We start from the raw sequence: 22,734 nt of genomic DNA, 5'->3' as shown, positions 1-22,734 counted from the left end.
GCCAAGCATGACCAACCTAAGGATAGGGGACACAGTTCCCTCAATTCGTGATGTGCACTGGGTTCGTGGCGGGACTCTCGAGACCTTTCAGCCGGGCAAAGTTTACATTCTCGTGTTTCTGACAACCAATCGCGGAGTTTGCGTTGAAATAATGTCCAATCTCGCACAGATGCAGGAGAACTACCGCGAGAAAGGTCTTGAGGTTATTGGCGTCGTATATAAGAGCTCTGCATCGGCGGCTGAGGGTCGAGTTTATGTAAATGCGTGGCTGAACGAAAACTGCCCAAATGTGAATTTCAGAGTAGCAGTCGATTTCACAGGAGAGATTCTCAGGCTCTGGATGGATCCGATGGATTATGGGCCTCCGACCTCTTTCATTCTCGACCGCGGCGGGAAGGTAGCCTCTATCGACCCGATGGACCTCGATGACGTTGTGCTGAAAGTGCTTGGCGGAAGCTAACTCAAGCCCACGCGGTATAGGCGCAAGCTGAGGGCCAACCGAAGGCATCCTGTTGATCGATCATTCCGCCGATGTTGGTTCTGAAACACAGTGGAGTGCAGATATGGCTATTGCATACAGGCTCTTCAGCTCTCCGTCGATTAAAGCGCAGGACTGGCTGCGTGGCAATCTTATCTCGGCCCTCCAGCCCGGCAAAATATACATCCTCGGTTTTTTGCGACGCCATACGGTCCTGCATACCGGCACGGCCCCGCCTGGCGCAAGTGCAGGAGAAATACAGAACATGGGCTCGAGGTCATCATAGGCGTTGCAACAGATGAGGAAGCTGCGATGGCTGACGGCTAGAGCTCACCCACCTGTACATGTGGCTAACGGCAAAGCTCCCTAATTTTGACGCAGCTGGCGCACCAGCGAGGAAGCGAACGATCTGACAACGGAGAACGAGATGGATGTCGCTGAACAATCATTGATCGGTCTCATCTGGTCCGCGATAGAGGCGAAGGATTGGAAGACGGCACTTTCGTTACTAGAAGATGGCATCAGTGTTATGCCGGACAGCCTCTACCTATTCCAGTTATATGCAGACATGTTGATTGACGAATTGCAAGACATGGAGGCCGGCTGCCTGATGCTACGCAAATTTGTCCGCCTTGCAATTGAGAAGAACTCAAAAGACTGGCTTCTTGGAGCGATGCATCAACTCTTTTACTCATCGCATGACTACTCGCGATTTCCATTTGGTGAACGCTTATCGATGGGCAAGGCGCTCTCCGAGCACATCCTGACACTGTGCCAGTGGCAAAACGCCCACTCAAGAGCGGAATATTATCATGCCATGGCCTACTTCTTCCATGAGATCGGCAACAACGTCGTGGCAGTGGAGTTGTTCGAAATGACTGTCACTTTGGTAAAGGGGTTGCCCATCCAAGACGAACTGAAGCAGCTAGCGCGATTGCTGAAGACACTAGCCGAGTACAAGTCTCACGAAGCAGTTCGCGTGGAACTGCTTTAATTGGGTGGAAAGAGGAGCCCTTGGCGATGCTTGGGCAGCGGGTCCAGCTTGATCAGGTCAGTTGGTGAGTTGAACAAGCAGATAGATAAAATTGAGACGAGGCTCGCGGAGGTTGGTCGTTCAGATCCAGTCTCAAATCTGCTGTCGTCTATCCCAGGTGTCGGCCCAATCACATCTACAGCCATCGCCGCGACAACTCCGGACGCGAGGATGTTCCGCTCCGGCCGAGAGTTCGCCGCTTGGCTCGGCCTGACCCCGCGTCAAAATTCCAGCGGTGGCACCACTCGATTGGGAGGGATTACGAAGGAGGGAGATGCATACCTGCGTTATCTGCTCGTAATCGGTGCCAGGAACATAGTCCGATACCCGAAAGCTCGAGCGAAGGTCGGGGGAGCTTGGATCGACGCCTTACTGCAACGACGGCGTCCTATGATCGTGGCCGTCGCCATAGCCAATAAGCTTGCCCGGATCATCTGGGCGATGATGACCAGTGGAGAGATGTTCAAGGAGGCGCGCATCAAGACAGTATAGCCACGAAACCCAAATCGGCGTAAGGTGCAGAAACAACAGATGGTCATACAGCGGAGCTGAGGATCGAGTAAACCCGGAGAGCTTTAGGCGCCGTATTCAAGCGCGACCCGTTGATGAGGCCTCGATCCGCGCACTCCATCAGGGCCAGCGACCTTGTTTCGGTCGCATACAGGCCGAATACATGAACGCACCCAAATGATGACTCGAACTTGCAGAAAGCCTCTTGCGCCCGCGGGGCCGTCTATACATGAACATCTCGATGTAGCTGTTGTCGGTCGGCTTGCCAGGCCGCGAGAAGTCGAGCTCGACGCCCTTATGGTAGGCCCAGAGGTCTAGGTCGCGCGAGATGAATTCGCTGCCATTATCGACTCGTATGGAGGCTGGATATCCAACGTCCCTGCATATTCTCTCAAGGGCTTGAACCACGTCTTCGCCTTTGTAGCTGAAGCGAGCGTCGACTGCCGGCGAAAAGCGCGAAAAGGTGTCGACTACCGTCAGCACCCTGATCTTACGACCGGTGGCCAACTGGTCATGAACGAAGTCCATGGCCCAGACATGGTTGGAATGGGTCGGTTCCGTGCGATCGGCGCGAAGCTTCGCCTTGACCCGTCGCTTCGGAATTTTGTTGTGGAGCTGGAGGTCCATCTCCTTGTAAAGACGATAGATTCGCTTCGGATTGACAGGCCAGCCGTCACGTCTGAGCAGGACATGAACACGGCGGTAGCCGTAGCGCACCCGTGTCTGGCAGATGTCCCTGATCTTCAGCTTCAATTCGGCCTGCTCGCCGCGCCTGGACTTGTAGCCATACAGCGACCGATCGATCTTCAACACCGAACATGCGCGCCGGATCGAGACCTTCCAGTCCGCCTTGACCGTGTCGACAAGCTTGCGCTTGCGGGCAGGCCTCAGAGCTTTTTTGACAGCACGTCCTGGAGCATGGCCTTGTCCAGAGAAAGGTCGGCGACGATCCGCTTCAGCTTGGCATTCTCCTCTTCGAGCTGGCGAAGAGGCTTCATCTCCGACGGCATCAGCCCAGCGTATTTTTTGCGCCAGTTGTAAAACGTCGCGTCCGAAATTCTTGCCTTGCGGCATACTTCGCCGATCGGCGTTCCATCTTCCGCTTGCTTCAGCACGAATGCGATCTGCGCTTCCGAAAACTTCGAGGCCTTCATCGAATTCTCCTCTTCTTCCCATCAGGGATCATAAGTGGAAAATTCCAGTTCCAAATGGCCTAAATTATTGGGGGCACGTCACGTAACTTGAGCCGCGATGTTGAGCGGAAGGCACGCGCTCCCTCAGATCGTCCTGCAATAACCTCGTCAGCTCTGACTTCTTCACGAATTTATACCTTTAGCGCCCTACAGCGTGAACTGATCGCTGAGTTGTTGCTATAAACGGGATGGTGCCAGGGAAGGAGAACATCTCGCCAGTGGCAATCAACCAGCAGCTTGACGCGGAACCACGCGTATTGCAAAATAATTGTTAATATTGCATACTGATGATGTCGGATTTGTCGCGTGACGCTAGGTTGCTTTTGAGGGTAGTTATGAAAGTTGTTGTGCTTGGTGCTGGAATCGTTGGTAGTGCGACGGCTTATATGCTCGCCAGAGATGGTCACGAGGTCACCGTTATTGATCGCTGCGACAGGCCTGGCATGGAAACGAGTTTTGCCAACGGCGGTCTGATGACGCCTAGCGACTCCAGCCCCTGGAACTCACCTGGAACTGTCAAACGGCTTGGTAAGATGCTTTTTGACAGCAACTCTACGTTAAAAATCAACCCAAGCGCGATCCCATCGATTGTCGGCTGGGGCCTAAAATTTCTCTCGAACTCAACCCACAAGAGGCATAAAGCCAATATGGTTTCGAACATTAGGATCGCGAGCCTGAGTTTAGAGACGCTGCGCAGCATTCGCCAGAATTCTACCCTACATTATGACCAGACCACGCGCGGGACGATGAGGGTCTTCCCTCGAGGCGGCCGCATGTCGGAGTTCGTGCATATGTGCCGCGAGATGCAGGGGTGGGGCGTCAAATTCGACGTTCTTGATCAGGAACAAATTCTGGAGAAAGAGCCGTGTTTGAAGGACGTAATCGATCGCTACATCGGTGCGGTATACTTTCCAGATGACGAAAGCGGCGATGCCCATAAGTTTACGAATGAAATGGCTCGCCTCGCTAAGGAACTTGGGGCTCAGTTTTTGATGAGAGCTAACATATTGGAAATAATCAAACAGTCCTGTTCGCGGATCTCCCACGTCAAAACGTCCGTCGGAGAAATTCATGCGGATGCGTACGTACTCTCTCTTGGTAGCTACAGCCCCATATTTGCCCGCCCCCTCGGTATTCAACTGCCGATCGTGCCCGTGAAAGGCTATTCTGTGACCTTGCCTCTAAACGGATGGAAGGGAGGGCCGACACGTCCGGTCATGGACGACGGCTACCATGCAATGATGGTTCCGATGGGAGATCGCTTACGGATGGGTGGGAAAGCAGAATTTGCTCAATATAATACGAAAATCGATCCCAATGAAGGCCGACGCGTCCTCGACGACATTCTCAGGATTTTGCCGTCCATGGCTGCGCACGTCGACGTCAGCTCGGCTTTGACTTGGTCAGGATTACGCCCGATGACGCCCGATGGACCTCCGATCGTAGGCCCAACGCCATATGAAAACCTTTTCCTCAACACTGGCCATGGCCCGCTTGGATGGACGATGTCGTGCGGTTCAGCGAAAATTACAACAGAACTTGTAACGCACGGACGGGTTTTGAGCGACAGCGTCGACCCCAGGGACTATATGCTGAGGCAAGTTCGGCGCTCGGACCGTTCCGCTGTCTCTTTGACCCAGAATGGGATCGTAAGCTAGCGTTTGGCGGAACGTGAAATTACAGTAACCGAGTGCCGCCCGCACGGTCCGGTCACAAGCGGTGGAAAACGTAGCAGCCTTATTTGAGCATACATGCTCAACATTGCGCACTGGCGATGGCGTGGCTAAAATTCTGTCCTCTGAGGGAGCACGTACCTCCGCCAAATTGACACACGGCGATCCGACCCGAATTCGCCTAAATTTGTCGTGTTTGTTACGAATATGTTTGAAATCCCAGGATCCCAGGCGGGAGTCTGCGCAATCTAATCCTGATCCTGTGCTTGAGCCTTCCTGCTTATGCTGAGTGTCCGGCCGAAGTGGGGGCGCTTCACATCAATAGAGCCAAATACGCTGACCGGGAAGCGACTTCGGTGGGGCATTGCCAAAGCGATTGAATTCGTCGTCGCCCATATAGTGAGATTGAAGCGATTTCGCACAATGTATGGCTAGTCCAAGACCTTGCAATCTTCTGCTTTCCACGAAACCGTCACCGGTGTTCCGCCGGAAAAGTGAGCCTGCCCCCGGTTCTGCCGCTTCACGGTAATTGTCTCATCACCACAGCGGACCAGGTACCGCGTCATTTCGCCGAGGAACAGTGCGTTTTCGACCACGCCGTCGAGCGCGTTGGGCAAATCCGCTCCCACCGAACGGAAGTCGATCTCGACGTGTTCTGGACGAACAAACATCCAGCCGTGATCGCCGTCAATCTGCCCAGACAACTGCGCCGCCCCGGGTGTGTTGCCTGCCAGGGTAACCCTGCCTGCTCCGTTTTCGATCACGTCGACGCGACACGGAATCATGTTGGATTCGCCGACGAACGATGCGACGAACCGGTTCCTCGGCCTGCCGTAGAGCGTCTTGCTATCGTCCACCTGAACGAGTCGGCCTTCGTTGATAACTGCGATTCGATCCGACATGGTCAGCGCTTCATCCTGGTCATGGGTCACGAAGACAACTGTCATATTCAGTTCCTTCTGAATACGCATGATCTCAATCTTCATGTGCTCCCGGAGATTGCGATCAAGCGCGCCGAGAGGCTCGTCCATCAACAGAATGCTTGGATTGAATACGATGGCTCGGGCCAGTGCGATGCGCTGCTGCTGGCCACCAGAAAGTTGGTTGGGATAGCGGCCGCTATACTGTTCCATTTTCACGAGTCGCAAGGCGCGCGCAACGCTGCTCTCAATTTGAGCTCGGGTCGACTTGCGAACCGTGAGGGGAAACGCCACATTCTCCGCGACAGTCATGTGAGGAAATAGTGCATAGTTTTGAAACACCATGCCGATACCGCGCTCATAGGCGGGAAGCTCTACGATGGAACGGCTTCCCAGAAAGATATCGCCTGACGTCGGCGTTTCGAACCCTGCTATCATCTTCAACGCAGTCGACTTTCCGGAACCGGACGGTCCGAGGAAGGTCACAAACTCACCTGGCTGAATTTGGAGATTAAAGTCCTTCACAACCTGAAGCGGGCCGTAGAACTTTTGGATGTTTTTCATTTCAAGGCTTGTAGACATTTTTCGCCTCCAGTCATTCGGCAATATTGTTAGAGATGCGCGTGTTATGACGCTCCCGGATGAACTGCACTGCAATGATTGATGCCGTCACAAGGACAACGATCAAGGTCGATGCCGTGCTCAGCAACGGATCAACCTGGTAGGCAATGTCGCCCCAGAACTTGATGGGCAATGTTGGTGTTTGCCGTCCCAGCAGAAAAATGCCGACAAGGAGTTCGTCGAAGGATGTCAGGAAAGCCAACAGTCCCGCCGTAAGGAGAGCAGGTTTGAGAATGGGTAGCGTGACAAGTCGAAGTGTTTGTAATGGACGAGCTCCGTGCACTGCAGCTGCTGGCTCTAGGGACTGGTCAAAATTTCTCAGCGCGGCAGCCATGACCACGATGACGTAGGGCACGGCGAGCAGGACATGCCCCATAACCAGCCCGCCGAAGGTGCCGAGTATGTGTAGCTTTGCTTCGAAGACGTATAGCGAGGTTGCGATAATGACCACTGGCACCATCAAGGGGGAAAGCGCAAACAGGAATAGCGCTTTCTTGAATAGAAACTTTGTCCGCACCAGCCAAAACGCGCCCATCGTGCCTATGATCGTCGCAACGCAGGCGGCGGCGATACCCAATTGAACCGAAAAGAAGAACGACTGGTGCCATTCTGTAGCACTCGCCAGCTTTTCCCACCAACGAAGCGAAAATCCTGGGGGCGGAAAGACGACGAATGAAGACGAACTGAAAGACAGCACCACGACGACAATCAACGGCGCCGTCAAGAAAAAGAGTATGAGGATAGTGTATACCCACAACCAACGGGAATTGCGGGTGAGGATGGGTTTTGTGAGAAAATGCACCGATGCCTCGACAGTGTAGAGAAGAGGACCGATCGATCGTTTCACTTTCTTGAGCAGCCGTGCCGCTGCGCGTGGTTCTTCATCGGTGAGGGTGACTGTTGACGATGACCATATCATTTCCAGCGGGATAAACAGGCTCGCAACGAAGAGAATGGCGATTGTCACCATAAGCAGCACGATGGACGAAGCATATCCGAGTTCGAAGTTCAACAGCGTTGTCATCTGCGCGACAATCAGTTGTGAGATCATTGTGTCACTCGGGCCGCCCAACAGGGCAGGGGTGATGTAGAATCCGATGGCGGAAATGAAAATCAGGACACCTGCAGAAAAGATACCCGGTAATGTCAGTGGGAAATAAACGCGCAGGAATGCCTGTACCGGCTTTGCCCCCAGTATCTGGGCGGCTCTGGCAACATCATGGTCAATGCGCACCATTGACGAATACATTGTGAAAATGGCGGTCGGGATGAAGACATGGGCCATACCAACGACCACAGCAAAAGTGGTGTTGAGCAGGGTCAAGGGTTCATTGATTAAACCCGCCCAAACCAGAGCGTTGTTTATGATACCTTCGCGACCAAGTATGATCATCCAGGCGTAGGTTCTAATTAGGAAGGCAGTGAAAAGCGGAATCAGCAGGAAAATACTGACGGTGGACAATGAACGTGACTTAAGCTTGGTCAGTAGATAAGCGACCGGGTATCCGGCAGCGAGGGATACGACTGTCACGATCAACCCGATCCGAAGGGTATAAAACAGTATGTTCAAGTTCGTCTCGCTCGAAAAAACGCGAGCGTAGTGACTGAAGTTGAATTTCGCTCCTTCGAAACTGCCCCAAACGATATAGGACAGCGGAACCGCCAGAAAGCCGATCAGGAGGATGAGGAGCGGACCCGAAACCAGAGCCCCTCTAATCCAGCGATTTTCTAACAGGGAGTTCATGACGGTTAGCCTCTTTGCCGGGCGCTTTATACCAGTGCCGCTCGCGCTTTCCTGTACCACATTCATAACTTTAACTCCGTCGCTGCTCCGAATGCAGCGCTAATGATTCCCGCTCGGGGCATATTTCACCCGCAATAGGTTTCTCGACTGCGGCCAGCCACAACGAGCAGAAAACGGCTTGGAAGGAGCACTATTACGCGTTGGCCTCATAAGCCTCTTCTTCTGACGGCATCTAATTCAAGAAATCTTCAGAAGTTGGAGGGCTTCCACGCAGCTCGAGATGTCCCAAACATCAGCTTCATTCCTGTTCCCGTTTTTTTGCGGTATATTGTTATGCAATATCTTATATTGGAAAAGCGGGAACGTCAAGGCGTTTTTGATTTTGCCGTCTGTGGTAGATTGTCGGAGGCAAGGCCAGCTTAAATCAAAGATCCTCACCCTTGCGCCCAACCATTCGCCCGCGATAGGCTCGGGCTTTCTGGATCGATGCGGCAGGACGATCGTGTGAGGATGAAAGCGTTCTGCGGCTCTACGCCCGGACGCGTTTGCAACCATTTGCGGCTCTTTCGCCTTTTTTTTAAGAATTCCGGTACCGGCAGCCACACGGACCCAATCCTGTCGCTAGCAAACTGGGTGTTGAGGATCGTCGTGGCGAGGCTAAGCGTATTCGGACTGGCCCTAGAAATAGCCAATCTTGCGGAACACTATTTTGCCTGCGCCTCTTCAACAATGGTCAACAGCGCTTCACCTTTGCGGATGGAAGGGTGAGTAATACGCCAAAGGACGAATCCCGTCGCGGGAGCAAACACCTCGTCCAGGACATCTCCAAATACGTCGCGCACTGAGCCGAGACGCTGCCCTTGCCTCACGATGGATCCCGGCTCGACTTCTGCATGAAAATCCCCATCGCTAGGACATTCAACCCAGATGTAGCTGTCGCATAATGAGCGTCCATTGGTGGCCGATGACGGTTGGGAATCTATAATTCCGAGCAACCGGGCTACGTTCAATACTCCTTCGACATGAAAGGAAATATCGGCTTCGCTCAAAAGACCATTCGACCCGGCCTCGGTCATTATGGCGATCTGCTTGCGCAAAGCGCACGCTGTCGGAGGTCGACCCGGTTTCTTCATATATTCCGGGCCAAGGGCAAGCACGATCTCACTGTTGAAGCACATTGCAACGTTGCATGCCGCGGCGTCGAATTCATCATCACCCGTGCGCTGGAAAATGGTGAACCAGGATACCTTCTCTTTCAGATCCCCTCCATGCATGTCGATGTAGCAGTCTGCGCCCTTGACCCACTCGTTGAGGACGGCGTCGCAGAGGACTTCGGAAAAGGTCCCGTCGGTTCGACCGGGGAACATATGGTTGATGTTCTTGCCGTCGGCGGGGCACACGTACTCACTATATTTGTGGATGGCTGGCTGATTGATGACGGGTACAATTGACACTGACCCCTTCATCTTTTCGGGCTCGAAAAGCCTCTGAAGCCGTATGGACGCCTCGATGCTAGATACTTCATTGACATGCACTCCGGCAGACACACAAAGCCGGGGGCCAGGTTGCGTTCCTCGGATTTCGCATAACGGCCAAGTATAATCCCCCAAGACCTCGTTGTCGAAGCGGAATGTTCCTCGGAACACGCCTTCTTCACCGTATCTGCAGCTATTCTCTTGAGCGGTTATCTTCATTTTATGATCTCAACGTGATTTTCGGAACCGCCGCCATAGGCCATGTTCACCCGTCAATTCTATTGCATAATAATATCCTATATTGTAGCTTGGCCATGTCAAGGGACGCTGCATGGCTCCCGTTCACAGTGACGATTATGCCGGGGATCAGCGCGGGGCTTCAGCCTTTACACGCGCATTGAATAGCAATATGCACTACCGCATTCCATTTTTAGTTTGAGAGGCACGATGCTTGATCGCGGCGGTAAGGGCAAGAGCGGAGTCAATCCACCTGCTTCGTTCGAAAAGACCAACGTGGATGAGCGTCTTTATCTTGGCACCATCGAAAAGGGGATGCTCGTACTAGACACGTTTTGCTCAAATCCGCGCCCAATGACATTGGCTGAAGTCTCCGAGGCTTCCGGCTTGAACAAAAGTGCGACCCAGCGCGTGCTCTACACTTTGCGGGCGCTCCGGTATCTGACCCATAGTGAAACTACTCGCCAGTATTCACTTTCTGTCAGAGCCATGGACATTGGCAACGCGTATTTGCGAAGCAATCCGATCGTGGAAGCGACGTTTCCTTATTTGCTGGAGGCGAACAAGCGTTCACAGGAGACGGCCAATCTGACGGAACTCGATGGTTCTGACATCGTGTTCATCTCACGTGTGCCGAGTAGAAGCGTGATGAGTTCATATGTCACGATTGGGACCCGTCTTCCTGCTTTTGCGACCGCGCCAGGTCGTGCAATCCTCGCAAACTTGGACCCGAGCGTAGCAAGCGAGATCCTCAAAGCACCTTCCTTCGACGCTCTAACTCCCTTTACGATCCAAGACCGCCAGAAGTTGCTCGATGAGCTGGATAATGTGCGCAAGAAGGGGTTTGCCATCGCAAACCAAGAGGCAATGCTCGGCGACATTTCAGTCGCTGCACCGATTTTCGGGTATGATAACAGAGTGGTCGCAGCGGTTAACATCGCAGTTTCCACCGCTAACTGGACCATTGAACGAGTCGAAGCTGAACTCAGTCCGATTACCGTCGAGATTGCTAGGCAGATGTCTAAGGTAGCGTCGCAGTACCGGAGAGCCTGAAGCCGCCACCCTGAGGGGGGGTGGCGCGAGCACACTTTCCGGCAAGTTGTCATGCTTGGAATCTTCTGCGGAGGAGCATATCTCAGGCGTCGTTACGTCCATACTGTTATCGGTTTTTTGAGGACGTATTGGATAAACGTTTGCGACAATAGACGGTTTGACCGTTAGAGCCAGCGGATTGGTGATCGAATTCGCAAGTGACCGCAGGGCCAATCCTCGATGACGTTCAAACACTGAGAATTTGTGCCTGCCATCTACCCACCTCCGGGAAATTCGCGCCTACCACCAGCTAGCACCATACGTGTCGGGTTGGCGTAACCGCGCTCCCGCTCCTGCAAAATCCTTTCTTATATCGATTCCGAGCGACCTATGCACCGGATGATCGTTGCCGTCTCTCGTTTCCCGGTCGCTGAAACGCGAGGAATGACCGGGTCACATTCCACCGACCTGCTTAAACGCGCTTGACTTCACGAACCGGTTCGTCACATTATGCGATATATAATATTGCATTCCAATGAATGGTGGATCATGGATCGCTACATAATCGTTGAAAGAAGAGACGAGGTCGCAGTGGTCACACTGAATCGGCCCGAAATTCTGAACGCCTGGCACAAGCCAATGCGGAGCCAGTTTGTTGAAGCACTCGTCGACCTCGAGGAGGACAGCACTGTCCGTGCGATTGTACTGACCGGGGCAGGGGACAGGGCATTCTGTGCCGGCCAGGACCTCAACGAAGCCAAGTCCTTTGACGGAGAGACAGGCTCCCAATGGATCGCTGAGTGGGAGCGGCTGTACGGGGCAATTCGCTCGCTCTCCAAACCTCTCGTTGCGGCTTTGAATGGTGTGGCCGCCGGCTCCGCATTTCAGGTTGCGCTGCTATGCGACTTTCGCATCGGTCATGCCGGAGTAAGCATGGGTCAGCCTGAGATCAATTCCGGGATCGCCAGCGTAACCGGGCCGTGGATCATGCGCGAGATGCTTGGATTGGCTCGAACAACCGATCTGACGCTTAGCGGCCGACTGATGGGTGCCGACGAATGTCACTCCGTCGGGATCATCAACAAGATTGTTCCGCAGTCAGACGTCCTGACAGCTTCGCTTTCACTCGCCCGTGAGCTTGGCGTCAAGCCTCCAGTCGCCATGCGCCTCGATAAGCAATGGCTGCGCGAAATGACCGAGCTTGGGTTCCGCCAGTGCCTGGATGCGGCAGTCCGGATCCACCGGGAAGCCTACGCGTCGGGTGAAACAGCTCAAATGATGGAGAAATTTTTGGCGGAACGGGCATCTCGAAAGGCGTGACTTTTTCATGATGGACAATCTAAAGGGCTTCATTGCCGACTTCAATGCAAAAGCCGACCGAAGCCCTGATCAGGTTTTTGCGATTTTCAACGGTCAGCCGATCACTTTTGCTATGCTGAAAATGGAATCAAGCGCGTTCGCCTCGACACTGCGACGCAAAGGCGTGCAACCGGGCGACCGTGTCGCAGTAATGATGCGGAACTCCCGTCTATCGCTTCCTGTCCTTTTCGGCATTGCAAAGGCTGGAGCCGTCTGGGTGCCGATCAATGCGCAGCAAAAGGGCGACGGGCTTTGCTTCATGCTCGAGCATAGCGAACCCAAGCTCATCTTATGTGACCCTGATTTCCGATCAACGATCTCAGGGTGCGGTGCTCAACTACGCTCCGAAAACATCATGTTGGTCGGCGATCAAGATCATTCGGTACCGGAGGCAATCCTGCTCCGCGAAAGCAATTTTGCTGATGCCGTTCCAGATGCGCACGATTTGTTTGCGATCATGTATACGTCGGGAACAACTGGTCGGCCGAAGGGTGTGCTGGTTACCCACGGGATGCTGCGGCTTGCGGGGGAAGCGGTACGGACCCTAACCTCAATGGGTCCAGCAGACGTGTTTTTTGTCTGGGAGCCACTCTTCCATATTGGCGGGGCCCAGCTTTTAGTTCTGCCGATCATCGAAGATGTGACGTTGGCCATGGTCGACCGCTTCAGCGCGAGCCGCTTCTGGGATCAAGTTAGGAACTCATGCGCAACTCATATCCATTATCTCGGGGGCATCCTTCAGATTTTGCTGAAGCAGCCGGGGAGCCTGCTTGATCGTGAACATTCGGTTCGGATCGCGTGGGGAGGCGGGTGCCCGAAAGACGTTTGGCCGGAATTCCGCGATCGCTTCGGCGTTGAGATCCGGGAATGCTATGGGATGACCGAAGCAGCGAGCATTACGACCTGCAACACCAAAGGGGTCGTTGGCTCCGTCGGAAAGCCGACGCCTTGGTTTTCTGTTTCGATCGAGGATGAGGTGGGCAACCCCGTTGCGAGCGGAAATCGAGGAGAGATCGTCGTCAGATCCTCGCTCGATGGTGCTCTTTTCAAGGGTTATCTCCGCAACCAGGAAGCAACGGGAAAAGCGCTCGTAAACGGGGCGCTCCACACTGGAGACGCAGGCACTTTAGACGGAGACGGAAACCTGTGGTTCCATGGCCGGTTGACAGACAGCGTCCGGTGTAAGGGAGAGAATGTCTCTGCTTGGGAAGTGGAGCGTGTCGTTGGTACTCATCCAGCCGTTGAAGACTGCGCGATGATCGGAGTAGCTGCCGATGTGGGTGAGCAGGACATCAAATTGTTCGTGAAAGCGAAGACCGGAAAAGTTATCGAGCCTGAGCATCTATCTCACTGGCTTTCTGACCGCCTCGCCTCCTACCAGAACCCTCGCTACATCACAGTGGTGAAGGAATTTGAGCGCACGCCAAGTCAGAGGATCATGAAGCATTTGCTTCCCAAAGATTTAAACGATTGCTGGGATCGGCTGGCAGCAAAAGAGCAAGCTCGGGCTTAGGCTGGGGTCACAGGTATGCAGGCCCACCGCGCGGAACGCAAATTGGCTACCTTGTTGAAGCGTACGGAGTACAGCGCAGCGGCAACGCAGAGCGGGACGGGATGGTGAAATGAACCGCACATCAATCAAACTAGATGAACCCTTGATCCTCGTCGGTTGCGGCAATATGGGCTATGCACTGCTTCGTGGATGGATCGACACGTCTACTGTCGATCCCGCCGCTGTCCACGTCGTCGAGCCAGTCAGAGTTCTGCGGGAGAGAGCCGTGGCGCTCGGCGTGAATACCCATGAGACCTGTGAGACGCTACCAGCAAAAGCAGGGATCATCGTCTTCGCACTTAAGCCTCAAGCCGTCCAAAATGAGCTGCCTTCCTATCAGCGCTTTTCAGATGGCACCGTTTTCGTGAGCATCGCGGCGGGCGTTCCCGCTGGGAAGTTGAAACTTTTGCTTGAATCTCCACGCATCGTGCGTGCGATGCCGAACACCCCGACCTCTATAGGAAAAGGCTCAACGATTATTTTTAACGGCAGCGCTGTAGAAGACGGCGAGCTTGAGAACGTCTTATCGTTGTTCAAAGCCGGTGGTGCGGTTCATCAAGTCACACGAGAAGACCTTATAGACGCGGCCACAGCGATAAGCGGCTCAGGGCCGGCGTACATCTTCTACCTCATCGAGTGCCTAGGTGATGCGGCTCGTGAACTAGGTCTGCCGGCGGAAGTAGCGAGCAAATTGGCCAAAGAGACTGTTCACGGTGCGGCGGCGCTAGCTTTTGCATCCAATGACCACCCAGCAGAGCTTCGGCGACAAGTCACAAGCCCGAATGGAACCACCGCAGCGGCTATGTCGGTCCTTGCGACAGAAAGCGCACTTTCTGCACTCATACTGCGCGCCACTAAGGCAGCTTTTCAACGATCATTGGAACTTGGTGGAGCAGAGGAACTTGGATTAACGTCAAGCGGCCAGGGGACCAAATGACAGAAGACATCTTATACCTGAATGCATCAGACATAGATCAATTGAACATATCGCCATCTGAACTGCGGGCGGTGCTTCGAAAGGCATTTGGAGCCTATAGTTCAAGTGAACTTCGGATCCCTTCCAAGCAGACTGTGAGAGCCGCACCAGATCGATATTTTCAGACGATGGCCGCGGTTTGCAACGAACCTCCATTGGCGGCTGTAAAGTGGGTGAGTGTCGTAGGAACGAACTCTCAGCGAGGACTGCCAAATGTTAATGGCCTGATCATCCTCGGCGACGGTGAAACCGGACTGCCGCTCGCCGTTGTGGACGGAAATCGCCTCACAGTCATGAGGACCGCAGCCATGTCGGCACTAGCGTCTGAGTACCTCGCATCACCGGCTAGCACATCGCTAGGCTTCGTAGGATGTGGGGCACAGGCGTACGGCCATCTGACGGCGCTGCGAGACGTGCTTCCGGGCTTAGCTGACATCGTATGCTTCGACCGCCGTATCGAGTCTGCGGTATCACTCGCTGCGCACGCCGACGCAGACGGCGCCAACGGTCGAACCACCACCAGCCCGGATGATGTCCTTCGATGCGACATCGTTGTCTCCACCGTTCCGAATGTCGCAGGCATGGAGCCGTTCCTCGATGCTCGGAAGCTGACGGCGGGTAGCCTGGCTATCGCAATCGATATGGGGCGATCGTGGTTGCCTGATAGTTTTGGAGCATTTAGCTCGTTCATCGTCGATGACAAGGTGCAAGCCGAGGATCCTGATAGCCGATCAAAGCTAGCCTATTCTGGCCCATTTAATGCGGACTTGGCTGATCTCGCAAGCGGCGTTTCGAGGGGCCGTACAAGCGGATTGGATCGTATCCTATTCATCTATCCTGGTTTTGCGTTGGCGGATCTTGCTGTGGCGGGTGAACTCTACATTAGGGCTCGGCGGGAAAATGTCGGGACAAAATTGCGCCGCTAATAGGATCCAGTTCCGGGTTCTCCAATGTGATCGTTTTCCAACTTAGATGAACGCCAAGTCTGAATTTTGGCGTCACACACCCTCAACCTCTCCCGGCTGCGCTGCAAGTACAGCTTCGTATGCAGGCGATCGGCCGATCACGCACACTGCAAACCAGTGTGCCGGGAACATACGGTGACTTATCCTTAGATTTGCTGAACAGGGCAGCTTTAGTGGAGTGCGCCCATCGTTAAACGACAGAGATCCGTAATGCCGTAGACTGGTAAGCCAATTTTCTTTCGCAGTGCCGGAGCAACGCAAGGGAAAGCGGTGCAGGTCAGTAGAATGTTTGCAATGTCTGGGTGAGACGCTCGCAAGCGTGTTGCACCCGCAATCACATCTGCCTCAAGGCCCGCCATCTTTTCAGAGATAGTCACCTCCGCTGGATAGCGCGTCTTCACGCTTTGCTCATACGCACCTTCGCAACCGCCGAAAACTACCCTGCTCCGATCAGCCGAATTCTCAATGCCGAGGGCTGCGTCATCGTAGGGGGACGGCAAGGAGACACTCAATAGTCCAATTTTCGCCGCACGGCTCGCCTGACGCAGCAAGAGAGGCAACAAAAGCAGACTCGATAAAATCACCGGAACGCCCACCGCTGCTGCCACCGCAGGCTGATGCCAAGAAAAAAGGCCACAATCTGAAGCAACTGCGACAGCACCCCTTTTTACCAGACGTTCGGCAGCGACGATAAGGGCGGGCTCAATCGAAGAATCGCGGGCCCAGAGCCGATCCATATAGGCCCCTTCGACTTTTTCCGCGATGATCGGAAAATCAAATGTCTCAGGGTTAGCGACATAGCCGCGCGGCAACACGGAGTCGCCCTCGGTCGTCAGAACGCCCAGCGCGCGTCCAATCATTCCATTGCTGATCATTCTATTTCCTCCTCTGGAAACTGTCACAATCCAGTATCATCCCGCGTAAATTATTATGCAATGTGCAATATTGAATTTTCATTTTGGAGAAGGATTGCGCAAAGGTCTTCGGGCACGAGTTGTGATTGAGGTGCCCACGCTCGGAATTCCACAGAGGGTACAAGATCTTGCACCTTCAAAGCGTTCAGTTCGTAGATCCCGAAAACTGTGGTTGGTTTGATTGCAGGCAGCCTTGCCTCATCGCTGCCGGGCGTCAACTCGGTATCACGTCGGCTTCAACGCATTATTTGGTTCAAGATGCGTACGGTGTCGGGCGCACTGAAGCAGCGTCAAGCCGTTCCTATGCCGGAAATATTCTCCTTGACGAAAATAAATTAAATTATACAATATGTCGTATTGCTATGCGATATAACCGTATGATGCAGTTGCTAAGCATGTCTGGAGATGCGCTCGAGTCTTTATGACGTTGGAATCCACTTCGAGCTTTGCACAAAAGGGGAACAGAGGATGAGCAACAGAATAGCAAGCGACGCTCTCGCGGTCTGTGCGGCGATATTGCTTTCCGGATTGCCGACCGCAACTCGCGCGGAGGAGATCCCGGAAAATCTTAAGGGAACTGGGGAGGTGGTCGTTGCCACCGCCGGCGGCGCTTTTGAAGAAGCGCAAAAAAAGGCTTGGTTCGAACCGTTTGAGCGCGATACTGGCATCAAAGTGATTACCATCCCTTCAAGCGCTAAACTGCTTGCCTCGGCAAAGCTCGGCCAACCAGAGGCCGATATCAGCAATATCAATGGCGGTGAGGTACCGACATGGGTTGACAACGATGCTCTGGAAAAGATCGACTACACCTTTTTTGCCAAGGAAACTCTGGCAGGGCTTCCGGAATTCATGAAGGGTGAATATGGCCTCGGCTCTTTCTATTACTCAGTTGTGGTCGCATACAACACAGCCAAATTTCCCAATGAGCGTCCGAAGAATTGGACTGACTTCTACGATGTGAAGGCATTTCCAGGCAAGCGAAGCCTCCCAAATTGCGACCTGATGCTGTATGGCGCACTCCTGGAAGGGGCACTGATCGGTGATGGCGTCCCAAAAGACAAGCTTTATCCTCTCGATATGGATCGAGCCTTCGCGAAGCTTAAGGAAATAAAGCCCAATGTTGGTCGCTGGTGGGCAACGGGCGCAGACGCGCCGCAAAGCCTTATCGGCGGTGAAGTTGATATGGCCGCTGCATGGAACGGCCGCATCGTCACTGCCAAGAAACAAGGTGCGCCACTGGAACTGTCATGGGATCAGTCCATGCTGCAGTATGATGATTGGATCATCCTGAAGGGCGCGTCCAATAAGGAAAACGCTTCGAAGCTGCTTGCCTACATTTCGCGGGCAGAGGCACAGGCAGCGTTTGCAGAAGCAATCCCGTACGGCCCGGTCAACAAGGATGCATTCAAGCTTTTGCCGAAGGAACTGGCGGAAACCATACCTGGCGCACCCGGAATCATGGAACAGCAGATCGTACAGAATTACGATTGGTGGGTTCAACGGGGTTCGGACGGCCGCACCAACTATGATGTGGCCATAGAGCGCTGCACCACTTTTCTGTCACAGTGAGGTTTTGCAGCTGCGGTCCATAGGTCCGCAGCTGCTTTATAAAGGCGAGCCTCGCCCTTTACTAAGCAGCACGATATCCTAGGGCAATTTACTGGCACCGACAAACCCGCTTAGAGAAGTACCTTTTTTGCTCTTCCGAGTTCATGCGGTTCGCCATCTGGAGAATGGAGAAACTGATGAGAATTGCCGTAGGTGGTATCCTTCACGAGACGAATACGTTTCGCAGGCAAGATGCACAGCTTTTAGATTTTGAGATCGTACGTGAGAAAAGTCTGATCGAGGCTCACAGCGGAGTTCGCTCCTATATAGGCGGAATGCTAGACGCCGCGGAGAAGGCAGGGGCAGTCGTTCAACCGACGATGTTTGCATCCGCTGAAGCCGGCGGCGTCATTGAGGAAGAAGCCTATGCCAGTATGCTTGGCGATCTGCTTGCGGGTATCGAACGCGCTCTCCCGGTCGATGCGGTGGCGCTGGCTCTCCACGGCGCGGGCATTGCGAAGGCGATAGGCAATATAGAGATCGACATATGCCGAAAAGTTCGCGACCTCATTGGCCCAAATGTGAAGATCGTGCTAACCCTTGATCTTCACGGGAACCTCGATGCGTCTCTTTCCGTAATTGTTGATGCAATTTTTGGAACAAATTTCCATCCTCATACCGATATGTTTGAAAGAGGGCAGGATGCGATAAATATCCTCCCTGAATTGCTTTCTGGGCGCATCATTCCGAAGCTGCACATTGAGAAGCTTCCCATCCTGCTGGTCACCGCGACTACCATGTATGGCCCGATGGCTACGGTTAACGAACTATGTCGCTCCATCGAACAAGAGCCTGACATTATCGCATGCACTTTCTTTCATGGATTTGTATGGACCGATACCGCTGACACTGGGCCGTCGGTGCTAGTAATCGCGAACGGAGATGCACAAAAGGCTCGTGAGGCTGCCCAGCGCGTCGCTCGGTTCGTCTGGGAAAGACGGGATAAGTTTCGGTCAAACGCTCTTTCGCCGGAGACGGCGATCGAGTCCGCGCTAAGCTCTGGCGCCTGGCCAGTCGCTCTGTTGGATGGGGGAGACGATCCCGGCGGCGGCTGCCCTGGCGATGGGACATATTTGCTACGCGCCATGCTCGACGCGAACCTGACCAATACGTGTTTTGCGGCAATGTTTGACCCTTCAGTCGTAGCGAAGGCTCTCGCAGCGGGCGTCGGTGCCACTATCGAGGTTGAACTTGGTGGCAAAACGGATGTTCGGCACGGAAGTCCTATCGCTGCGACGGCGTACGTTAAGATTCTGACCGATGGGCAGTTCCTTTGCCAGTCTCCGATGGGCAAGGGAAGCCAAGTCATTGTTGGCCGCACCGCAAGGTTGCAAATTGGTGGGATCGACGTCATTGTTGTCTCCGAACGTCATCAGCCAATCGACACCGAAATCTTTCTGATTCATGGTATCGACGTGACACGCTACCGCATAATTGCGCTGAAGTGCACGAACCACTGGCGCGCTGGCTTTGCGAAAGTCGTAAAGCGTGACTTCCTCGCCGATAGCCCCGGGATCATGAGCAGGAATCTCTCCGACCATTCTTATACCCATCTCAGCCGGCCGATCTGGCCGTTAGATCAATCGGCGGTGTATTAACAAGAATGGATATCGGCATCCTAGCTGTTTGACGTGTAATATTCATTGGAGGACTTCACACACGAAACACCGAGCTCCGCGCAAGGTATTCGTAGCCCAACCAATAGCGTTCTTTGAAAAGCTCCACGGGGTTCGACTACAGTATCTTCGCTCTCAATGTGTTCGGAAAATTTTCAACATAGCTAGGGTTAGCGTTCGCTGGAAATTGCCGGGACTTGGTCGCCGTTGTCGTAGCACAATGACCTTTTCTGCCGTCGACACGCGCGCCTGATTGATGATGAAGAGTTCGCCGAAGTTCCATAAGGTTTGTTACGCCGCAAATGTGTGTAGCCGCAAAGTTGAAGTGTCCTGTTTCTGCAAAGTTGGAATGTCACTCTCCCCGGGTTTGGTGACCTGGGAGATTGCGGATGGGACTGATTGCGATGAGCGAGCGTGATTTGCAGCGGATCGAGATTCTATCGAGAGTGATCGCCGGCCGGATGACGATGGTGTCGGCGGCACATCTGCTTGATCTGAGTACGCGCCAGGTGCGTCGTCTGCTGGAGCGGATCAATACGGGTGGTGCGGCGTCGATCCGGCACAAGGCGATCGGCCGGCCGTCGAACAACCGAATCAGCGACGGTGTACGGGATTACGCCGTGACGCTGGTTGGCGAACGCTATGCAGACTTCGGACCAACCTTGGCGGCCGAGAAGCTTGCCGAGCGCGATGGGTTGCGGGTGTCGCGCGAGACGTTGCGCAGCTGGATGGTGGATGCGGGCCTGTGGCTCTCGCGCAAGCAGCGGCGGACGTTTCATCAGCCGCGCTTGCGGCGTGAAGCCTATGGCGAGCTGGTGCAGATCGACGGGTCCGAGCATCGCTGGTTCGAGGACCGCGGTGATCCATGCTCGCTGCTGGTGTTCGTCGACGATGCGACGGGCAAGCTGATGCAGTTGCGCTTCGTGCGCTCGGAAAGCGCCTTCAGCTATTTCGAGGCGCTGGCGCTTTACCTGCGCGATTACGGCGCGCCTGTAGCCTTCTACTCCGACAAGCATTCGGTATTCCGGGTGGCGAAGAAGGACGCCAAGGGTGGCCAGGGCATGACCCAGTTCGGGCGTGCACTGTGTGAGTTAAATATCGAGATTCTTTGCGCAAATTCGAGCCAGGCCAAAGGCCGTGTCGAACGGATGAACCGGACGCTGCAGGATCGGTTGGTCAAGGAATTGCCGCTGGCCGGGATAGCCGACATGGCGGCAGGCAATGCGTTTTTGCCCGGCTTCATGGAAGACTACAACGCACGCTTTGCGATTGCCCCTGCCCGGTCGGAAGACCTGCATCGGCCGATAAATCTGGCGCCGGATCGACTACACGAGATCCTGTGCAAGCGTGAGCAGCGCTATGTCGGGTCGCAGTTGACGTTTTCGTTTGAGCGCCAGCGGATCATGCTGGAAGAGACCGAGGTGACGCGTGGCCTGGTTGGCCGCTATGTCGAGACCTATGCCTATGCCGATGGCCGGCTGGACGTGCGCTGGAAAGGTCATTCCCTGCCCTACAAGGTGTTCGACAAGGACCAGCGGGTGACGCATGCGGCGATCACCGAGAACAAGCGGCTCGGCGATGTCCTGGCCTATATCAAGGAGCGTCAGGAGCAACTGCCGGCGCCCAAGGTCAGGACCAACAGCGAGAAGAATGGCTACACGCCGCGGGGCCGCAAGCCGGGTCGGAAGACGGATTTCATGAACGATCCCGCCGTCATTGCCCGACGGCGACAAGCGCTCTCTGGCCTCGATGCGGCGGAATGACTGGCTGCTCCAACTGTCAAAGCTAAAGCCGAAGGGGAGCATCTCACCCGCCCCCTCCCTTCCCTTGCAACCCGGTCCAGCCGGTCCGCTCGGGGGCTTGCCTAAGCGCAAGTGGACATGCCGAGTGTCGCATTTCTAAATAGCTGAAGACGCGCCCAAAGTGACACTTCTACTTTGCACACAAACGGACATTCCAACTTCCCCGCCACATGTGTGTAGGGGGGTGGGTTCAAGGATGAAGTGCGACTTGCAATAGATAACAACGGTTTATCCTTGCAAGGAACGAGACATGAAGCGCACCTACTCCCAGATCGATATCGATGAACGCCGCAAGATTGCCCGCTGGCGCACGGCTGGGGTCAGCGTTGATGTGATCGCCGAGAAGCTGCACCGACATCGCTCAACCATTTTCCGTGAGCTGCGCCGCAATACGTTCGAGGATCGTGAGATGCCGGACCTCAACGGTTACTACTGCGTGATGGCCAATGACATGGCGCGAGAACGGCGTGCCAAGCTGCGCAAACTTGCCCGGTTCGCGCAGCTCCGCCAATCGGTGATCGAGCGCATCATGCATGGCTGGTCGCCGCAACAGATCGCCGGCCGATTGCAGCTTGAGCGCCATCCGATCTCCGTCAGCCATGAGACGATCTATAAGTTCGCCTATTCCTCGGACGGTCACGCCATCAAACTGTGGCGACACCTGCCGGAGCATCGTGCCAGACGCCGGCCGCGGCACGCCAGACGCCGCCATGGCAAGCGGTTCACCCCGGATGTCAACATTCTCTACCGGCCAGACGCCGTCGCCGAGCGAAAACAGTTCGGGCATTGGGAATGCGATCTCATCCAGTTTCGCAAGAAGTTCGGAAAGGCCAACGTGACGTCGCTGGTCGAACGGGTCAGCCGATTTGCCGTCTTGCTGCGCAACAATGACCGGCAATCGAGGCCGGTGATGGACGGCCTGATCCAGGTGCTACAATCCCTGCCCCACCTCGCCCGTCGCTCGATCACCTTCGATCGTCGCACGGAGTTCACCGACTGGCCTTACCTGCAGGCCGTAAGCGCTGG

At 54.5% G+C, this 22,734-nt stretch carries 17 protein-coding genes and 2 pseudogenes; 13 read left to right on the top strand and 6 right to left on the bottom strand.

Features of this window, described 5'->3' with window-relative positions:
• The first annotated feature begins 7 nt into the window (after positions 1-7).
• The 3 genes from FHX03_RS25400 to FHX03_RS25390 all read left to right on the top strand — a co-directional run bounded on the left by FHX03_RS25400 (position 8) and on the right by FHX03_RS25390 (position 2,003).
• Positions 8-460, top strand: a complete 453-nt coding sequence (locus tag FHX03_RS25400; RefSeq protein ID WP_183856007.1) for a TlpA disulfide reductase family protein — start codon at positions 8-10, stop codon at positions 458-460.
• 445 nt (positions 461-905) lie between these two features.
• A complete protein-coding gene (locus FHX03_RS25395; protein ID WP_183856005.1) occupies positions 906-1,472 on the top strand; it encodes a hypothetical protein in 567 nt (188 codons plus the stop codon).
• On the top strand, positions 1,473-2,003 hold the full coding sequence (locus tag FHX03_RS25390; protein ID WP_312865344.1) for an IS110 family transposase: 531 nt from the start codon (positions 1,473-1,475) through the stop codon (positions 2,001-2,003). It begins immediately after the preceding gene.
• A 198-nt stretch (positions 2,004-2,201) separates the two neighbouring features.
• On the opposite strand, the pseudogene FHX03_RS25385 reads toward FHX03_RS25390, so the two are convergent.
• Positions 2,202-3,175 (bottom strand): annotated as a pseudogene (locus FHX03_RS25385) (IS3 family transposase); the annotation flags it as partial.
• A 374-nt stretch (positions 3,176-3,549) separates the two neighbouring features.
• On the opposite strand from FHX03_RS25385, the gene FHX03_RS25380 reads away from it, so the two are divergent.
• A complete protein-coding gene (locus tag FHX03_RS25380) occupies positions 3,550-4,872 on the top strand; it encodes a D-amino acid dehydrogenase (protein ID WP_183856004.1) in 1,323 nt (440 codons plus the stop codon).
• A 446-nt stretch (positions 4,873-5,318) separates the two neighbouring features.
• Here FHX03_RS25380 and FHX03_RS25375 read toward each other — a convergent pair whose 3' ends face one another.
• The 4 genes from FHX03_RS25375 to FHX03_RS25360 all read right to left on the bottom strand — a co-directional run bounded on the left by FHX03_RS25375 (position 5,319) and on the right by FHX03_RS25360 (position 9,866).
• A complete protein-coding gene (locus tag FHX03_RS25375) occupies positions 5,319-6,389 on the bottom strand; it encodes an ABC transporter ATP-binding protein (RefSeq protein WP_131702600.1) in 1,071 nt (356 codons plus the stop codon).
• Between the two features lie 13 nt (positions 6,390-6,402).
• A complete protein-coding gene (locus FHX03_RS25370; RefSeq protein WP_183856002.1) occupies positions 6,403-8,238 on the bottom strand; it encodes an ABC transporter permease subunit in 1,836 nt (611 codons plus the stop codon).
• Between the two features lie 171 nt (positions 8,239-8,409).
• Positions 8,410-8,775 carry a hypothetical protein gene (locus FHX03_RS25365; protein ID WP_183856000.1) on the bottom strand — a complete coding sequence of 122 codons (366 nt, stop codon included), beginning with the start codon at positions 8,773-8,775 and terminating at the stop codon, positions 8,410-8,412.
• Positions 8,776-8,876: 101 nt separating this feature from the next.
• Entirely contained in the window at positions 8,877-9,866 is a 990-nt protein-coding gene (locus tag FHX03_RS25360; protein WP_131702603.1) for a succinylglutamate desuccinylase/aspartoacylase family protein, read from the bottom strand.
• A gap of 228 nt (positions 9,867-10,094) precedes the next feature.
• Between FHX03_RS25360 and FHX03_RS25355 the strand changes: the two genes are divergently transcribed.
• The 5 genes from FHX03_RS25355 (at position 10,095) to FHX03_RS25335 (ending at position 15,729) form a co-directional block, all read left to right on the top strand.
• On the top strand, positions 10,095-10,937 hold the full coding sequence (locus FHX03_RS25355; RefSeq protein WP_131702604.1) for an IclR family transcriptional regulator: 843 nt from the start codon (positions 10,095-10,097) through the stop codon (positions 10,935-10,937).
• Between the two features lie 528 nt (positions 10,938-11,465).
• On the top strand, positions 11,466-12,236 hold the full coding sequence (locus FHX03_RS25350) for an enoyl-CoA hydratase/isomerase family protein (protein ID WP_183855998.1): 771 nt from the start codon (positions 11,466-11,468) through the stop codon (positions 12,234-12,236).
• Between the two features lie 7 nt (positions 12,237-12,243).
• Positions 12,244-13,788, top strand: coding sequence for an AMP-binding protein (locus FHX03_RS25345; protein ID WP_183855996.1), 1,545 nt, complete (start codon positions 12,244-12,246; stop codon positions 13,786-13,788).
• A 109-nt stretch (positions 13,789-13,897) separates the two neighbouring features.
• Positions 13,898-14,764, top strand: a complete 867-nt coding sequence (proC, locus tag FHX03_RS25340; RefSeq protein WP_183855994.1) for a pyrroline-5-carboxylate reductase — start codon at positions 13,898-13,900, stop codon at positions 14,762-14,764.
• Complete coding sequence (locus FHX03_RS25335) at positions 14,761-15,729, top strand: ornithine cyclodeaminase family protein (protein WP_131702608.1); 969 nt, start codon at positions 14,761-14,763, stop codon at positions 15,727-15,729. The genes proC and FHX03_RS25335 overlap by 4 nt, the downstream gene beginning before the upstream one ends.
• A 209-nt stretch (positions 15,730-15,938) precedes the next feature.
• Here FHX03_RS25335 and FHX03_RS25330 read toward each other — a convergent pair whose 3' ends face one another.
• Entirely contained in the window at positions 15,939-16,643 is a 705-nt protein-coding gene (locus FHX03_RS25330) for a hypothetical protein (RefSeq protein WP_246622111.1), read from the bottom strand.
• 507 nt (positions 16,644-17,150) lie between these two features.
• On the opposite strand from FHX03_RS25330, the gene FHX03_RS25325 reads away from it, so the two are divergent.
• The 4 genes and pseudogenes from FHX03_RS25325 to FHX03_RS25310 form a co-directional block, all read left to right on the top strand.
• Complete coding sequence (locus FHX03_RS25325; RefSeq protein ID WP_245515210.1) at positions 17,151-18,251, top strand: ABC transporter substrate-binding protein; 1,101 nt, start codon at positions 17,151-17,153, stop codon at positions 18,249-18,251.
• Positions 18,252-18,427: 176 nt separating this feature from the next.
• Positions 18,428-19,888 (top strand): M81 family metallopeptidase, encoded by a 1,461-nt coding sequence (locus FHX03_RS25320; RefSeq protein ID WP_183855993.1) that lies wholly within the window; start codon positions 18,428-18,430, stop codon positions 19,886-19,888.
• Between the two features lie 407 nt (positions 19,889-20,295).
• Positions 20,296-21,669, top strand: coding sequence for an ISNCY family transposase (locus tag FHX03_RS25315; protein ID WP_183855991.1), 1,374 nt, complete (start codon positions 20,296-20,298; stop codon positions 21,667-21,669).
• A 289-nt stretch (positions 21,670-21,958) separates the two neighbouring features.
• Positions 21,959-22,723: pseudogene (locus FHX03_RS25310) on the top strand (IS30 family transposase); the annotation flags it as partial.
• Between the last annotated feature and the right edge of the window lie 11 nt (positions 22,724-22,734).

Origin of the sequence: Rhizobium sp. BK456, from assembly GCF_014194045.1 — a bacterium.
Classification (GTDB): domain Bacteria; phylum Pseudomonadota; class Alphaproteobacteria; order Rhizobiales; family Rhizobiaceae; genus Rhizobium; species Rhizobium redzepovicii.
This window is presented reverse-complemented; position numbering and strand designations above follow the sequence as displayed.

Bases quoted from the DNA above. Each gene is read 5' to 3' on its own strand.
- FHX03_RS25345 (WP_183855996.1), top strand. From the start codon at position 12,244: ATGATGGACAATCTAAAGGGCTTCATTGCCGACTTCAATGCAAAAGCC.
- FHX03_RS25380 (WP_183856004.1), top strand. From the start codon at position 3,550: ATGAAAGTTGTTGTGCTTGGTGCTGGAATCGTTGGTAGTGCGACGGCT.
- FHX03_RS25315 (WP_183855991.1), top strand. From the start codon at position 20,296: ATGGGACTGATTGCGATGAGCGAGCGTGATTTGCAGCGGATCGAGATT.
- FHX03_RS25395 (WP_183856005.1), top strand. From the start codon at position 906: ATGGATGTCGCTGAACAATCATTGATCGGTCTCATCTGGTCCGCGATA.
- FHX03_RS25320 (WP_183855993.1), top strand. From the start codon at position 18,428: ATGAGAATTGCCGTAGGTGGTATCCTTCACGAGACGAATACGTTTCGC.
- FHX03_RS25375 (WP_131702600.1), bottom strand. From the start codon at position 6,389: ATGTCTACAAGCCTTGAAATGAAAAACATCCAAAAGTTCTACGGCCCG.
- FHX03_RS25330 (WP_246622111.1), bottom strand. From the start codon at position 16,643: ATGATCAGCAATGGAATGATTGGACGCGCGCTGGGCGTTCTGACGACC.
- FHX03_RS25325 (WP_245515210.1), top strand. From the start codon at position 17,151: ATGAGCAACAGAATAGCAAGCGACGCTCTCGCGGTCTGTGCGGCGATA.
- FHX03_RS25360 (WP_131702603.1), bottom strand. From the start codon at position 9,866: ATGAAGATAACCGCTCAAGAGAATAGCTGCAGATACGGTGAAGAAGGC.
- FHX03_RS25350 (WP_183855998.1), top strand. From the start codon at position 11,466: ATGGATCGCTACATAATCGTTGAAAGAAGAGACGAGGTCGCAGTGGTC.
- proC (WP_183855994.1), top strand. From the start codon at position 13,898: ATGAACCGCACATCAATCAAACTAGATGAACCCTTGATCCTCGTCGGT.
- FHX03_RS25370 (WP_183856002.1), bottom strand. From the start codon at position 8,238: ATGAATGTGGTACAGGAAAGCGCGAGCGGCACTGGTATAAAGCGCCCG.
- FHX03_RS25355 (WP_131702604.1), top strand. From the start codon at position 10,095: ATGCTTGATCGCGGCGGTAAGGGCAAGAGCGGAGTCAATCCACCTGCT.
- FHX03_RS25335 (WP_131702608.1), top strand. From the start codon at position 14,761: ATGACAGAAGACATCTTATACCTGAATGCATCAGACATAGATCAATTG.
- FHX03_RS25400 (WP_183856007.1), top strand. From the start codon at position 8: ATGACCAACCTAAGGATAGGGGACACAGTTCCCTCAATTCGTGATGTG.